The following is a 14,705-nucleotide window of genomic DNA, read 5'->3' on the forward strand; positions in this document are numbered from 1 at the left end:
TAACCAAATAACCATTATGAAAAAGCTTTTAGCTTCGTTTGCAGCAGTTTGTTTACTCCTCAGTAACCAAACCGTATTTGCACAAACAGAACCACTTATTTCTCCGCGCCCCTTAACTCTGGAAACAGCCCTGGGAACCTTTCAGCTTAATGCTGCTACCACAATTAATGCTGCCAGAACATTAACCACAGAAGCAAATTATCTAAAAGATAAACTTTCGGCCGCTACTGGCCTGAACATTCAGATCAGCAACTCATCAAAAGCCGCAAATCATAAAATTGTACTGTCGCTGGAACAAAATCAATCTGCAACTGCCGGTAAAGAAGGCTATCAGCTTACAGTAAATGCGACAGGAGTTAAAATAACCGCAGCCGACAAAGCAGGCCTGTTTTATGGCATACAATCTCTGCTGCAATTAATCACACAGCAGGAAAACGGTAAAAATGTCAAAATTCCTTTTATAACCATTCAGGACAAACCACGCTTTAGCTGGCGTGCTTTAATGCTCGATGAAGGCCGCCATTTCAAAGGAGAGAAGGTAGTAAAGCAGCTATTGGATGACATGGCTATGCTGAAAATGAATGTTTTTCACTGGCACTTAACAGACGATCAGGGCTGGAGAATTGAAATCAAAAAATACCCTGAATTAACAAGAATAGGTTCTAAACGTAAAGATTCACAATTAGCCTGGAGAAGTGATAAACGTTCAGGAAAACCACATGAAGGCTTCTATACACAAGAACAGATTAAAGAAGTAGTCCGTTATGCTACCGAAAGACATATTACAATAGTTCCGGAAATCGAAATGCCAGGTCATGCTACCGCAGCCATCGCTGCCTATCCCTGGTTAGGTACTACAGGAGAAAAAGTTGAAGTTCCGGTTACTTTTGGCAAGTTTAAAGACACCTACAACGTAGCTGATCCTAAAGTTTATGCCTTTTTAGAAGATGTACTGACCGAAGTAATGGTCTTATTCCCATCTAAAGTAATTCACATTGGTGGCGACGAAGTCTTATACGATCAATGGAAAAGCTCTCCTCAGATACAGGCATTGATGGTCAGAGAAGGTTTAAAATCACCCGCTGATGTACAAATCTGGTTTACCAACAAAATTTCTAAATTCATTGCTTCCAAAGGCCGCAGGATGATGGGCTGGAATGAAATTATGGGTGGTAAAGTCCATGAGAATATAGATGAAAAAGAAACAACTGTCAAAGAGAAACTGGATCAGGGAACTATCGTTCATTTTTGGAGAGGCACTACAGATATGATTACCAACGCAGCCTCAAAAGGCTATGATCTGGTTAACTCTTACCACATTTACACTTATCTGGACTATGATTACAAAGAAATACCGGTTCAGAAAGCCTATGAATTTAATCCGGTCCCAGAAGGGCTGGATCCTAAATATGACAAACACGTATTAGGCCTGGGCTGTCAGATGTGGAGTGAATTTATTCCGGAAGCAGCTGATATGCAAAAGAAGATTTATCCGCGTTTAGCTGCTTACGCAGAAGTAGGATGGACAGATCTATCCCGGAAAGACTATACCTATTTCAAGAATACAATGAAGCTGATTGAAGCACATTGGAAAGCAGAAGGGGTAAATGTTGCGGTCGTAGATTATGACGCAAAAGCAGAAGAAACTAAACAATAAAAAAACGGGGGTCAGCTTATGGCTAACCCCCGTTTTAACTCATTTATCTAATAAAAGTAATTGATCGGATTTGTATTGACCTCCGTTAAACGGACTGCCAGTTCAGGGAATTTCCTTTGCAGAATATCTACCAGTAAATCAGAAGTAAACTGCTCACTCTCAAAATGTCCGATATCAGCAATAATCAGCTTTCCGTCCGCATCAAAAAACTCATGGTACTTAAAATCTGCTGTAATAAAAGCATCGGCACCAGCTGCAAGCGCATTTCCCAGTAGAAAACTACCAGAACCACCGCAAACAGCCACCTTTTTAATTTTCCGGCCCGTATCCTTCGTATGTCTGATCACGCTGACATTCATTCTTGATTTAACAAATCTCAGGAAATCTGCCATATCCATTTCTTCTTCCAGCCAGCCGACCATTCCGGCTCCAACTGTATTTAACTTATTTTCAAGTGGATAAATATCGTAAGCAACCTCCTCATAAGGATGATTTTCAAGCAGTGCAAGCAATACTTTTCTTTCATCCTGAATTAAAAATACCGTTTCAATTCTAACTTCAGGCTCCTGGTGCTGCAATCCCTGCTGACCAACAAAAGGCTGTGTACCAGCCGAAGCCTTAAACGTACCTACACCTACTGCATTGAAACTACATTCACTGTAATTTGCAATATTTCCGGCACCCGCAGCAAAAAGAGCTTCTCTTAATTTAGTCACCTGCGCCGTTGGGCAAAAAGTAACCAGCTTTTTCAAAATTCCGTCTTTAGGTGCAAGGATTTTCGGCTGTTTTAAACCCAGACGTTTACAAATCACCCCATTCACTCCATTTTGCACACTATCAAGATTCGTATGGATTGCATATAAAGCAATGTTATTCTTGATTGCTTTAACAATCACACGCTCTATATAATTCTTGCCCGTAAACTTTTTCAATCCTTTAAAAACAATCGGATGATGCGTAATGATCAGGTTGCAATTTCTGGCAATGGCCTCATCAACAATATCTTCGGTACAATCAAGAGCCACTAAAGCGCCTGTGATTTCCTGGTTCATATCACCTGTCAGCAAACCCGAATTATCATAATCTTCCTGATAACTTAACGGTGCATAAGCCTCCAGATGTTTAGTAATTACAGCTAATCTCATCATATGTAAAGATACTATAAGATTTAATTATTGGGTAATTGTACCCATTTTCGCCATTTGCAAACTTTCAAAAGCTACCTTTTGATTGTATTCAAAAGCCAGGTTTTTATAATTGACCAGGTCAATAATTGTTCCGATCATACATAAACCAAGGGTAAAAAAGTAAAGGATTCCCATCCCAATCTGATTCACCAGAAACCTCGATAATCCAGGTACAAAAAACCCTAAAACACAATAAAGTACCATATCGTCCGGATTTCTTCTTTTGCTATTGTAAATCATCAGAAATCCATTCAGCTGCTGCTCATTAAAACCTGCGGTCATAGACTGCAAATAAGAAAACTCCTGAGGCGTGATGCCCGGAAGCATCATAAATGGTGAATTGTACATAATCTCTCTCCTTATATTTAATTTTTTCTATTCTTATTTTTCTTCCACTCGTACTGGCTAAGTGTGATAATTCTCAAGCCGATAATGATTACCGCAGGTATCCCCAGCCAGTGCTGATGAAAACTCTCCGCCAGATTACCATGGAACAATTGGGTAATCGACCTTCCCAGTCCGCAGCCCGGGCACCAGTCCAGACCCATATTTGCTAAAGGGCAAAAGGTAAAATGATGTACCTGTCCATGTCCCTCCGGTTCTGCAATGGCCAGCAAAGTTAAACCTGCCACCCACAAAACCAGCTCCAGCGGTAAACGGCCTAACCAGTTAAGCATCACGGTTTTGAATTTTAGAGTCATAAATGGCCGCATTGTTACATATTAGCAAATCATAAATATTATCTTTGTGAGGTGAACATCCGTGACCTGATCAATAGATATAAAACTGATGAGCGCATCGAAGCGCTTGCAAAGACCCTCAATTCGGGTAAAGGTAATAAACTTCAATTAAAAGGTTTAGTAGGCTCTGCCGATGCTACAGTTGCCGTTACTACCTATTTCCTGCTGCATAAGCCACAATTATTTATCCTTCCTGACAGAGAAGAAGCTGCTTATTTTATGGCAGATCTGGAAAGTATACTTGAAAAAGAGGTCTTAATTTTTCCATCTTCCTTCCGTAAAGCCTTCGACTTCACCCAGGTAGATACTGCTAATGTGCTGGCAAGGGCAGAAGTGCTCAATGAGCTGAACCACAATTCTTCGTTTGGAAAGATCGTGGTTACCTATCCCGAAGCGCTTGCTGAAAAGGTAATTAACAGAGATGTTCTCGAAAAAAACACCCTTGAAATAAGTTTAGGGGTAAAACTAGGCATTGATTTTATCAATGAATTTCTTGTTGATTATGATTTTAACCGCACCGATTTCGTTTATGAACCCGGTCAGTTCTCTATCCGCGGTGGTATAGTTGACATTTTCTCTTTCTCTCATGATCTTCCTTACCGGATAGAATTTTTTGGGGATGAAGTAGAAAGCATCCGGACTTTCGAAATAGAAAGCCAGCTCTCGGTAGAAGATGTCAAAACCTTCACTATTATCCCTAACGTACAATCCAAGTACCTTACAGAAAGCAATATTAACCTGCTGGATTATGTGGAGAAAGACACTCAGCTCTGGTTTAAAGATGTAGAATTCACTTTGGATATTATAAAAACAGGTTATAAAAAGGCCGTAGAATTATGGAAAGCACTTCCTGCAAAAGAAAAACAGGAAAACCTGGACTGGATTGACCCGAAATTTGCTTTCTCTGACGAAAGAATGATCGGAGACATCCTGCATGATTTCCCGGTTATAGAATTTGGCAAGCAGTTCTTCTATAAAACCGATCACGTTTTCCTGTTTGATACTAAGCCGCAACCTTCTTTCAACAAAGATTTCAATCTGCTGATCCATAATTTAAAAGAAAACGAGAAAAACGGAATTCATAATTTCATTTCCAGCTCTTCCCCTAAACAAACCGAGAGGTTATATGCCATACTGGACGATATTGATAAAACGGCCAAGTTCGTTCCTGTCAACATTCAGTTAAGAGAAGGATTTATTGATCCCAAACAATCCATAGCCTTTTACACTGATCACCAGATCTTTGACAGGTTTTATAAGTATAAGTTAAAAAGAGGTTATCAGCGCAGTCAGGCTATCACCATGAAAGATCTGAGGGATCTTAAACCTGGAGATTTCGTTACCCATATAGACCATGGTATTGGTAAATATGCTGGTTTGGAAAAGGTAGAAGTCAATGGCAAAACGCAGGAAATGATCCGGTTGGTCTATGCTGATAATGACCTGCTTTACGTGAATATCAACTCTTTAAACCGTATTGCAAAATACAGTGGAAAAGACGGTACGCCACCAAAAATGAATAAACTGGGTACAGAAGCCTGGGACAAACTAAAAAAGACTACAAAAAAAAAAGTTAAAGACATTGCCCGGGACCTGATCAAGCTTTATGCCCTGAGAAAATCACAGGTAGGAACCGCATTTGATCCTGACGGTTATCTGGAAACTGAACTGGAAGCATCCTTCATTTATGAAGATACACCCGATCAGATGAAAGCCACCAATGATGTCAAAAAAGATATGGAAGCCCCGCATCCAATGGACAGGCTGGTTTGTGGTGATGTAGGTTTCGGAAAAACAGAAATAGCCATCAGAGCTGCTTTTAAAGCTGTAGCCAATGGTAAACAAGCTGCGGTTCTGGTTCCAACGACCATTCTGGCTTTACAACACTTCAAAACATTTTCAGGAAGACTAAAAGAGTTTCCTTGTAAAGTAGACTATATTAATCGTTTCAAGACCAATAAACAGATTAAAGAAACACTGGCACAAGTAGAAGAAGGTAAAGTTGACATCATTATCGGAACACATCGTTTATTGAGTAAAGACGTGAAATTCAAATCACTCGGTATTATGATTATCGATGAAGAACAGAAATTCGGTGTCACTGCCAAAGAAAAACTGCGTGCACTGCGTGTTAACGTAGATACCCTTACACTTACCGCTACACCAATACCAAGAACCCTCCATTTTTCACTAATGGGCGCCAGGGATCTTTCCATTATGAGTACCCCGCCACCAAACCGGCAGCCCGTTAATACTGAACTTCACGTATTCAATGATAAACTGATCCAGGAAGCAGTACAATTTGAACTGGATCGCGGCGGACAAGTATTTTTTATCCATAACCGGGTAAATGACCTGCCACAACTTGGTGGCCTGATACAAACACTCGTTCCAAAAGCCCGTATAGGTATCGCTCACGGACAATTGGATGGGGATGCACTGGAAGATGTCATGCTTGATTTCATCAATGGAGAAAAGGACGTACTTGTTGCTACCACTATTATCGAAGCAGGCCTTGATATTCCAAATGCCAATACCATCATCATTAACCATGCCCACATGTTTGGTTTGAGTGATTTGCACCAGATGCGCGGGAGGGTAGGAAGATCGAATAAAAAAGCCTTCTGTTATCTGTTAAGCCCGCCTTTATCTACCCTTACTTCCGAAGCCAGGAAACGTCTAAGTGCCATAGAAGAATTTTCTGATCTGGGCAGTGGCTTTAACATTGCCATGCGTGATCTGGATATTCGTGGCAGTGGAAACCTGCTGGGCGCTGAACAAAGCGGATTCATTGCAGAAATAGGCTTTGAAATGTACCACAAGATATTGGATGAGGCTATACAGGAACTTAAAGCCGACGAATTCAAAGAATTATTCAAGGACGACAAGGAAAGGCCATTTGTCACTTTTACACAAATCGATACAGATCTGGAATTATACATCCCGGATGATTATGTAACCAACATTACAGAGCGATACAACCTCTATACCGAACTTTCCAAGCTGGATGACGAATTACAGCTAACAGCCTTCGAAACGTCCTTAAAAGACCGCTTTGGTAGTGTTCCGAAGCCCGTAAAGACGATGTTGAATGTGCTGCGGTTACAATGGACAGCTAAAAAGCTGGGATTTGAAAAATTAAGCTTTAAAAAAGGCGTATTAAGAGGCTATTTTATTGCCGACAAGCAATCTAATTTCTTTGATTCTCCGATGTTCCATAAAATATTAACCTTCGCACAGCAGCATCCCCGGATGTGTAACCTGAAAGAAGTTAAAAATACCTTAAGAATTGCTTTTGAAGATCTGAAAACGGTAGATGAAGCGATTCAAATGCTGCAAATGGTTGCAGAATAAATAGATCAGGATGAACCCACAACTATTAAACGAGCTGGTTACTTTTAAGATGCCATTTGGTAAATACAAAGACAAAATAATCTGCGACCTGCCAGAGTCGTACCTGATCTGGTTTAATAACCAGGGGCTTCCTCCCGGCAAACTCGGAGAACTGATCGGAACCATGTATGAAATCAGGTTAAACGGATTGGAATATCTGTTAAAACCGCTCAGAAAAAGATAAATTAAAAGATCTGCCGGATGAATTTATCCGGCGGTCACTTCTTTGACAAAACGCAAACGGTTTCCTTCCAGTTTGAAAGTCCATTGCTGTGCAGATTCCCCGCAAACCTCTTCCTGATCCGGATGCGCTTCTCTATATTTAGGATCTGAATTCGTGCCATATTGCAAGCTCACCGTGTCCCCGTCAACCAGGATTATATAAAAAGAATAACAGCCTTCGTCTTCTACATGTGATTCACTTTCAAGTTTGCCCTTGTCTTTAAGCTCAGCCACATTCACAGCCTTAAACAGGTCGTTAAAGCCTCCCATTTGAAAGTAATCGTAGATATCATTAAAGTTTTTGATAAAAAGATCTCTGCTGATCTTTCCACCATTCGCTTTTCTCACCTGATCGAACTCCTCATTCACATCAAACATAGACATGGTACTGTCTGCCAGCGGAAAATCAAAATACTTTTCAATCTGGTTGACGTCTTTAGCAGTGAAGGCCTGCTGCATTCTTTTCAATTCAGCAATTATCAAAATGCGTTTAGCAGCAATAGAATTATCATTTTGGGTCTGTAATCCTTTACCTTTTGTCGCATCAGAACTATTTTTACCTGATCCGGATTCCCGGTTACAACCGGCAGAAACCATTAACAACAGCAAAATAAAATAAGCAAATTTATTCATCACTAATTAGTTTAAAACAAGGTACAGATAGGCAAAAACAACAGGAGCCGCAATCAATAATCCGTCAAATCTGTCCAGTAAACCACCATGTCCTGGTAAAAGTGTACCCGAATCCTTCGCATTCAGACTTCTTTTAAGCATGGATTCTACCAGGTCTCCCAGTGTACCAAAACTTACAATTAAAACAGCCATCCCCGCCCAGACAAGAAATGGTATTTCCTTAAAAAACAAAGAAATCACGAAAGAAACCAATACACTGGTCAGCATACCACCAAAGAAACCTTCCCAGGTCTTTTTAGGAGAATGGCGCTCAAATAATTTATGATTTCCTAATTTTCTGCCAAATAAGTAAGCACCAGTATCACTAGCCCATAACAACAGCAAAAAAGCCAGTGGCAAATGATAATTATGCGTTTTGAAATCCTGTATAAATGCTAAAGAATAGAAAAAGCAAAAAGGAACTGTTACATAAACAAAGCCCACAAAAGTATAGGCAATATTGCCAAATGGAATCTTATCCTTTTTATAGAGTTCACCCAGGAAAACTGCGGAAACCAATGGAATCAGCAATAATAAATATTTAGTATCAAATTGATATAAATGATAACCGGCAGTGATTAAAAAGATGAATGCACTCACGACCAAACCAATATTGCGATGCGGCCTGATTCCGGATGTTTTAATCAGTTTATAAAACTCTGCAAGAGAAAAAACACTTAAAAACAAGTAAAAGAAAGTAAAAGTCCAGGCACCAAGAAATATAGAACCCAGCATTACAATAGTAAAAAAGAAGGCTGTTATTGCTCTGGTTTTCATTCTGTTTCTGTCGATTTTATATAAGTATCCGCAGCATCAAAATCCTTTTGATTCACCAATACTTCAATCACACCGAAAGTCTGGTAAGAAGAATCTTTTTTATTCATAATTACCGCAGCAATATCATTTTCTATTAATCCTTGTTTGATAATCTCCGCTGTCACAGGATTTTCTGTGGTATAAACCTTAACCCAATTGTTTTCCATTGCCCGATGTGGTTTTGTTTTTTAAATACTTAAATAAAAATATGCTCAAAATTAAGCTAATAACATATGCATACCATGGAAAATTTGAAGAATTATCTGCTTCAGTTAAAGGAATATTATGTTTTTGCAAATACCAGGCTACACTAACTGCATAAGCATTGTTTAAAAAGTGCGCCAGCATCGCATACCATAAACTACCCGTCCACCAATAGATATAACCAAATGCTGCTCCTAAAAATAATCTTGGGAAAAATCCAAAAAACTGAAGATGTATTGCGCTAAAAATAAATGCAGAAATCCATATAGCGACATGCGGATTCTTAAACATTTTAGTAAATGACCGTTGAATCCCTCCTCTGAACATCAGTTCTTCTCCTATAGCCGGTAACAATGCAATCACCAGAATATTGATCAGAAAGTCAGAAACATTTTTAGTTTTTAATAATAAAATTGTCATTTTCATTGCTTCATCCTCTTTATTCCTCATCCAGTTTTCAAGTGGTTTTAGAAATTCCGGCAGCACCATTTTTTGATTAACCAATCCAATCCATTCCATTAAAGGCATAGAACAAAGCATAATCAAAAAGACTAAAAGAACAAGAGAGGCCGTTGGTTTTTTAAAATTGTAAAAATTACTGATTTTAATTTTTTCCGTCCAGGCCAGCATTAAAGGCGGTAAAATGAACATACAACCCGTTGTTAATACCTGCGAAATTTTAAGGACAGCTGTAGAACTGGCATCTCCGCTCATTAAAACAGCAGCATTACTTAGACCATCGGTCCCGTAAACACCCACTACTATAGCTAAACTCAGCACAGAGCCTATAACCAAGCCTGATATCGTATAACACAGAATCATAAGTAGCTGTATATAAGCATCCTTTTCTTCCGCCTCTTTGTAAATGAAATTCATTATTGGGAATAGTTTGTACCTTTGTCTTTTAATTTTGGATTGAAGATAGAAAAATGTCTGTAAAGATAGGAAATATTGACTTGGGAGAGTTCCCATTATTGCTGGCACCGATGGAAGATGTAAGCGATCCGCCTTTCCGTTTTGTATGTAAACAAAGCGGTGTGGATATGATGTACACAGAATTCATTTCTTCTGAAGGGCTGATACGTGATGCAGCTAAAAGCAGGCAGAAACTTGATATTTTTGAGTACGAAAGACCCATTGGTATTCAGATTTTCGGAAGTGAGATATCGACCATGCAGGAAGCAACTGAAATTGCTACCCTGGCTAAACCAGACCTGATTGATATCAACTATGGCTGTCCAGTTAAGCAGGTGGCTTGTAAAGGTGCGGGATCTGCGCTTTTACAGGATATAGATAAGATGGTAAAAATGACTGAAGCTGTAGTCAAAGCCACTCATTTGCCCGTTACCGTTAAAACCCGCTTAGGCTGGGATGATAACACGAAAAACGTAGATGAAGTAGCCGAAAGATTGCAGGATATCGGTATTCAGGCACTGACTATTCACGGAAGAACAAGATCGCAAATGTATAAAGGCGAAGCTGACTGGCGGATGATCAGGGATATCAAAAGAAATCCAAGGATCAAAATTCCGGTTTTCGGTAACGGTGATGTAGACAGTCCTCAAAAAGCACTCGATTGGCGCAGAGAATTTGAAGTAGACGGAATCATGATCGGCAGAGCTGCAATTGGTTACCCGTGGATTTTCAGAGAAATTGCCCACTTCTTCAAAACCGGGGAAAAACTTGCAGGCCCTACTGTTGCAGAAAGAGTTTCCGTTTGCAGGACCCATTTAGATAAATCTATTGCCTGGAAAGGCCCAAAAGTAGGTATTTTTGAAATGAGACGTCACTATGCTAATTATTTCAAGGGTTTGCCTGACTTTAAGAACTATAGAATGTTATTGGTCAAAGAAGACAACATTGAAATAATTCATGCTATTTTAGACGAAGTGGCAGATACATATCATCACCTGCTCCTGGAAGGAGAAATGGCTTGATTTTTGAAAAACACTTAATAAATTAGATTAGAATTTAGATTATAATGGTCACAGCGATTACACAAGGCGTTAAGATTTCGGTAGATACGGTGTATCAGGAAGAATATTCCAATCCTGAGAAAGAACATTTTATGTTTGCTTACCAGATTTCTGTAGAAAATCTGTCAGATTATTCAATACAATTAATGCGCCGTCAATGGTTCATCTTTGATTCCAACGGCACACAAAGAGAAGTAGAGGGAGAAGGTGTTGTTGGCATTCAGCCAGTGATAGAACCAGGAGAAAGTTATTCTTACGTTTCCGGATGCAATCTGACCACTGATATGGGATCAATGTCAGGAAATTACCTGATGCACCGCACCGCAGATGAAAGTGATTTCACAGTTGATATTCCTGAATTTCAATTGATTGTACCTTACCGTTTGAATTAATTTTTATTTCTTCCAAATAACATGGAAGCATAATATAATAAATTGGACAATGCACCAAGGGCAGCTACCACATAGGTCATTGCTGCCCACCATAAAGCATCCTTAGCCTGCGCATTTTCCTCGTAGCTATGCATCACTACCTGGTTGTTTTTAAGCCATATTAAAGCTCTTTTACTCGCATCGAATTCAACAGGCAGGGTGATAAAACTGAAGATTGTAATCAGCACCAAACCAGCTACCCCCATTCCCAGTACAAAAGGATTACCTGTAAAACCAATCAGCAAAATGCCTATAATCAGCACCCATTGTAAAAGATTAGAAGATATACTGACTACAGGAACCATATTTGTCCTGAATTGAAGCCAATAATAGGATTTAGCATGTTGAACAGCATGCCCGCATTCATGAGCTGCTACAGCTGCGGCGGCCACACTTCTTCCATAATAAACATCTGTACTTAAATTAACGGTCTTGTCTGCCGGATTATAATGATCCGTTAACTGTCCGTCTGCATTCATTACCCGTACATCATATATCCCATTGTCATGCAGCATTTTTTCTGCAATTTCATGTCCTGAAAATCCAGAATTCAACTGCATTTCTGCATATCTGGCAAATTTATGCCTGAACTTCCATTGCACAAAAATGCTCAGCATCAACATCGGAATTATAAAAAACAAATAGGTCGCCATCTCTTGATATCACATTTTATTCAATGTCGTAAATCAAAAATTGTTCCCATAATCTTGAATTTCAATAATATTTCAATAAAACAGCTATTCTTTGGTTAAAAGGCTTTATTAGAATTAAAAAACACTCTTATTAATTAATTTATTACTTGAGTATTAATAAAATACCCTTCTCGTTCTTTCAAAAAATCACTATATTTTCAATAAAATAATTTTATGTCTCTTTAAAACTTCATAAATACTACTATTAACAAGTATATAAATACTAAAATAGTTGTTAAAATCGTTTATAATATAGATTTTTGATAAAAAAATTAGCAAATGAATATCCTGATTATAGTACTTCTTGTCATAGTGATCATCTTCCTTTTTTTCATTTTATTAAAAAAGCCAGGTGCAGTTGATAATCAGACCGACCTGTTATGTTTAAAAGAAGCAGAACATGAAAAGATTTTAGGCTATTACAGAGAAGAAAAACAACGTCTGGAAGATGAACTTATTGATTTACGGACAGGATTTATGGATGAAAGAAGCCGTGCCGTCAAAGCAGAAGAGATGCTTAAAGCCCAGGTAGACAAACAAACAGAACAGGAAAAATATATAGCAGAGCTACAGCAAAAATTCAAAATGGAATTTGAGCATATCGCAAATCAGATACTCGAAGAAAAGACTTCAAAATTCACGGCAAACAATAAAGCCAACATGGATCTTATTTTAAGCCCGCTAAAGGAGAATATTAAAGCATTCGAGGAAAAGGTCGACCGGGTGTACAAAGCGGAGTCAGACGAGCGCAATATACTCAAAGGCGTCATTTCACAGCTGATGGACCAGAGCAGACAAATACAAGAGGATGCAAATAACCTGACCAAAGCACTGAAAGGCGATAACAAAAAACAAGGTAACTGGGGAGAAGTCATCCTGGAACGTGTACTGGAACGCTCAGGGCTTGTTAAAGATCAGGAATACCGCATACAATCGAGTTTTAGTACGGCAACGGGCAACAGGGTCCAACCCGATGTAATTATTGATCTGCCAGAAGATAAACACATCGTAGTCGATTCTAAAGTGTCGCTGATTGCTTACGAAAAATACGTTACTGCCGAAACAGAAGAAGAAAGAGAAATATTTGTCAAACAGCATTTGCTTTCTTTAAAAAACCATATTCAGGATTTGTCCGGTAAAAATTATCAGGCACTTTACCAGATTAATTCTCCTGATTTTGTACTGCTTTTCATCCCTATAGAATCTTCATTTGGTATTGCAGTTCAAAAAGATGCGGAACTTTTCAACTATGCCTGGGAAAGAAAAGTAGTTATAGTGAGCCCTTCGACTTTACTGGCTACCCTGCGTACCATTTCAAGCATCTGGAAACAAGAAAGACAAAATAGAAATGTACTGGAAATAGCGCGTTTAAGCGGCAGTATGTATGATAAATTTGTGGGTTTTGTAACTGATATGGAGAGTATAGGAAGAAATATAAGACAGAGCCAGGATGCTTATGACAAAGCGATGGGTAAACTGTCAGCCGGAACAGGGAACCTGGCTAATACAGCTGATAAAATAAAAAAGCTGGGTGCAAAAACTACGAAACAAATTGATCGTAAATTTTTAGACCCAGCTTTAATTGAGGATGAAAATCCTATAATTTAAACGCGTTCCAGCCCTGTGCTTTCAATTCATGAACCACACTTGATTTAGAAATCATTTTACAGCCTGAAGCTTTATCCGTGATATGACCGATTACAGTGATATCCACATCATGCTTTAATTTGGTATAATCCTCTTGTTTGATCGTAAATAACAATTCATAATCTTCACCGCCATTTAACGCACAAACAGTTGGATCAAGTCCAAGTTCTCTTGCAGTTTCATAAGTCATCGGATCAATTGGAAATTTATCTTCATACAAAGTACATCCTTTTTCAGATTGCTTGCAGATATGCATAATATCAGAAGCCAGGCCATCCGAAATATCAATCATTGCAGTAGGAACAATTTTCATCTGAGCCAGCAGATCCACGATATCTCTTCTTCCTTCAGGCTTCAATTGCCTTTCAATAATATAGTCCTTTCCTTCCAGATCAGGTTGAATATTAGGGTTTTCAAGGAAAATCTGTTTTTCTCTTTCTAAAATCTGAAGCCCAACATAAGCACCACCCAAATCGCCCGAAACACAGATTAAATCGCCATCATTAGCGCCATTTCTGTAGCAAATATCTTCTTTGGCAGCATAACCAATACTTGTTACACTCAACACTAATCCTTGCTTGCTGGAAGAAGTATCCCCACCAATTAAATCAATGTTGAACTTATTACAAGCCAGCTCTATCCCTTTGTAAATTTCTTCTACAGCTTCCAGCGGAAACTTGCTCGAAACCCCAATAGAAACAGTAATCTGAGTCGCCACTCCGTTCATTGCATAGATATCGCTTAAATTTACCTGAACAGCTTTATATCCCAGGTGCATCAAGGGTACATAAGCCAGGTCAAAATGAATTCCTTCCAACAATAAATCCGTAGAAATTAAGATTTCTTTATCGCCAGAATGCAATACCGCAGCGTCATCACCAATCCCTTTGACACTACTCTCATGTCTTATTTTAAAATTATTTGTCAGGTGTTCAATTAAGCCAAATTCACCTAATTCACCTAATTCTGTACGTTCTTTATTCTCAAACATATTTTTTTTATAAATATTAACCGCCAGAATTTTCCGTCGGTTTTACCCCTGTTTTTTAAGCTTTTAAACTTATTAAC

At 38.8% G+C, this 14,705-nt stretch carries 15 protein-coding genes; 6 read left to right on the forward strand and 9 right to left on the reverse strand.

Annotation, left to right across the window (positions count from 1 at the left end):
- Positions 1-16 precede the first annotated feature (16 nt).
- Positions 17-1,657: a beta-N-acetylhexosaminidase gene (locus tag HDE70_RS23760; protein ID WP_183892033.1), complete on the forward strand. Its 1,641-nt coding sequence runs from the start codon at positions 17-19 to the stop codon at positions 1,655-1,657.
- A 47-nt stretch (positions 1,658-1,704) separates the two neighbouring features.
- On the opposite strand, the gene HDE70_RS23765 is transcribed toward HDE70_RS23760, so the two are convergent.
- Genes HDE70_RS23765 through HDE70_RS23775 form a run of 3 tightly spaced genes read right to left on the reverse strand, consistent with a single transcriptional unit; the run spans position 1,705 to position 3,545 of the window.
- Entirely contained in the window at positions 1,705-2,802 is a 1,098-nt protein-coding gene (locus HDE70_RS23765; protein ID WP_183892120.1) for a Nif3-like dinuclear metal center hexameric protein, read from the reverse strand.
- Positions 2,803-2,829: 27 nt separating this feature from the next.
- Entirely contained in the window at positions 2,830-3,192 is a 363-nt protein-coding gene (locus tag HDE70_RS23770) for a TM2 domain-containing protein (protein ID WP_183869265.1), read from the reverse strand.
- Between the two features lie 17 nt (positions 3,193-3,209).
- The gene (locus HDE70_RS23775) at positions 3,210-3,545 is read right to left on the reverse strand and encodes a DUF2752 domain-containing protein (protein WP_260162054.1); all 336 of its coding nucleotides are present in this window, start codon (positions 3,543-3,545) and stop codon (positions 3,210-3,212) included.
- Between the two features lie 51 nt (positions 3,546-3,596).
- Here HDE70_RS23775 and mfd point away from each other — a divergent pair, with 51 nt between their 5' ends.
- On the forward strand, positions 3,597-6,938 hold the full coding sequence (mfd, locus tag HDE70_RS23780; protein ID WP_183892034.1) for a transcription-repair coupling factor: 3,342 nt from the start codon (positions 3,597-3,599) through the stop codon (positions 6,936-6,938).
- Between the two features lie 10 nt (positions 6,939-6,948).
- Positions 6,949-7,161 carry a DUF3820 family protein gene (locus HDE70_RS23785; protein ID WP_183869263.1) on the forward strand — a complete coding sequence of 71 codons (213 nt, stop codon included), beginning with the start codon at positions 6,949-6,951 and terminating at the stop codon, positions 7,159-7,161.
- Positions 7,162-7,184: 23 nt separating this feature from the next.
- Here HDE70_RS23785 and HDE70_RS23790 read toward each other — a convergent pair whose 3' ends face one another.
- The 4 genes from HDE70_RS23790 to HDE70_RS23805 are packed head-to-tail and all read right to left on the reverse strand — an operon-like array spanning position 7,185 to position 9,767.
- The gene (locus tag HDE70_RS23790) at positions 7,185-7,832 is read right to left on the reverse strand and encodes a hypothetical protein (RefSeq protein WP_183892035.1); all 648 of its coding nucleotides are present in this window, start codon (positions 7,830-7,832) and stop codon (positions 7,185-7,187) included.
- A 6-nt stretch (positions 7,833-7,838) separates the two neighbouring features.
- On the reverse strand, positions 7,839-8,648 hold the full coding sequence (locus tag HDE70_RS23795; RefSeq protein ID WP_183869261.1) for a phosphatidate cytidylyltransferase: 810 nt from the start codon (positions 8,646-8,648) through the stop codon (positions 7,839-7,841).
- Positions 8,645-8,854 (reverse strand): DUF2007 domain-containing protein, encoded by a 210-nt coding sequence (locus HDE70_RS23800; RefSeq protein ID WP_068404701.1) that lies wholly within the window; start codon positions 8,852-8,854, stop codon positions 8,645-8,647. Before HDE70_RS23800 ends, HDE70_RS23795 begins: the two co-directional genes overlap by 4 nt.
- Complete coding sequence (locus HDE70_RS23805) at positions 8,835-9,767, reverse strand: CPBP family intramembrane glutamic endopeptidase (protein ID WP_183869260.1); 933 nt, start codon at positions 9,765-9,767, stop codon at positions 8,835-8,837. The genes HDE70_RS23800 and HDE70_RS23805 overlap by 20 nt, the downstream gene beginning before the upstream one ends.
- Positions 9,768-9,820: 53 nt before the next feature.
- Between HDE70_RS23805 and dusB the strand changes: the two genes are divergently transcribed.
- Together dusB and apaG are read left to right on the forward strand one after the other, a co-directional pair.
- Complete coding sequence (dusB, locus tag HDE70_RS23810; protein ID WP_183892036.1) at positions 9,821-10,828, forward strand: tRNA dihydrouridine synthase DusB; 1,008 nt, start codon at positions 9,821-9,823, stop codon at positions 10,826-10,828.
- Positions 10,829-10,872: 44 nt separating this feature from the next.
- Positions 10,873-11,259 carry a Co2+/Mg2+ efflux protein ApaG gene (gene apaG / locus HDE70_RS23815; RefSeq protein ID WP_068404707.1) on the forward strand — a complete coding sequence of 129 codons (387 nt, stop codon included), beginning with the start codon at positions 10,873-10,875 and terminating at the stop codon, positions 11,257-11,259.
- Here the strand turns inward: apaG and HDE70_RS23820 are convergent.
- Entirely contained in the window at positions 11,256-11,951 is a 696-nt protein-coding gene (locus tag HDE70_RS23820; protein ID WP_183869259.1) for a zinc metallopeptidase, read from the reverse strand. The genes apaG and HDE70_RS23820 overlap by 4 nt on opposite strands.
- A gap of 318 nt (positions 11,952-12,269) precedes the next feature.
- Between HDE70_RS23820 and HDE70_RS23825 the strand changes: the two genes are divergently transcribed.
- Complete coding sequence (locus HDE70_RS23825; protein WP_183892037.1) at positions 12,270-13,598, forward strand: DNA recombination protein RmuC; 1,329 nt, start codon at positions 12,270-12,272, stop codon at positions 13,596-13,598.
- Here HDE70_RS23825 and thiL read toward each other — a convergent pair.
- Entirely contained in the window at positions 13,588-14,628 is a 1,041-nt protein-coding gene (gene thiL, locus HDE70_RS23830) for a thiamine-phosphate kinase (protein WP_183869257.1), read from the reverse strand. The genes HDE70_RS23825 and thiL overlap by 11 nt on opposite strands.
- Positions 14,629-14,705 lie beyond the last annotated feature (77 nt).

Source organism: Pedobacter cryoconitis (genome assembly GCF_014200595.1).
GTDB classification, from domain to species: domain Bacteria; phylum Bacteroidota; class Bacteroidia; order Sphingobacteriales; family Sphingobacteriaceae; genus Pedobacter; species Pedobacter cryoconitis_C.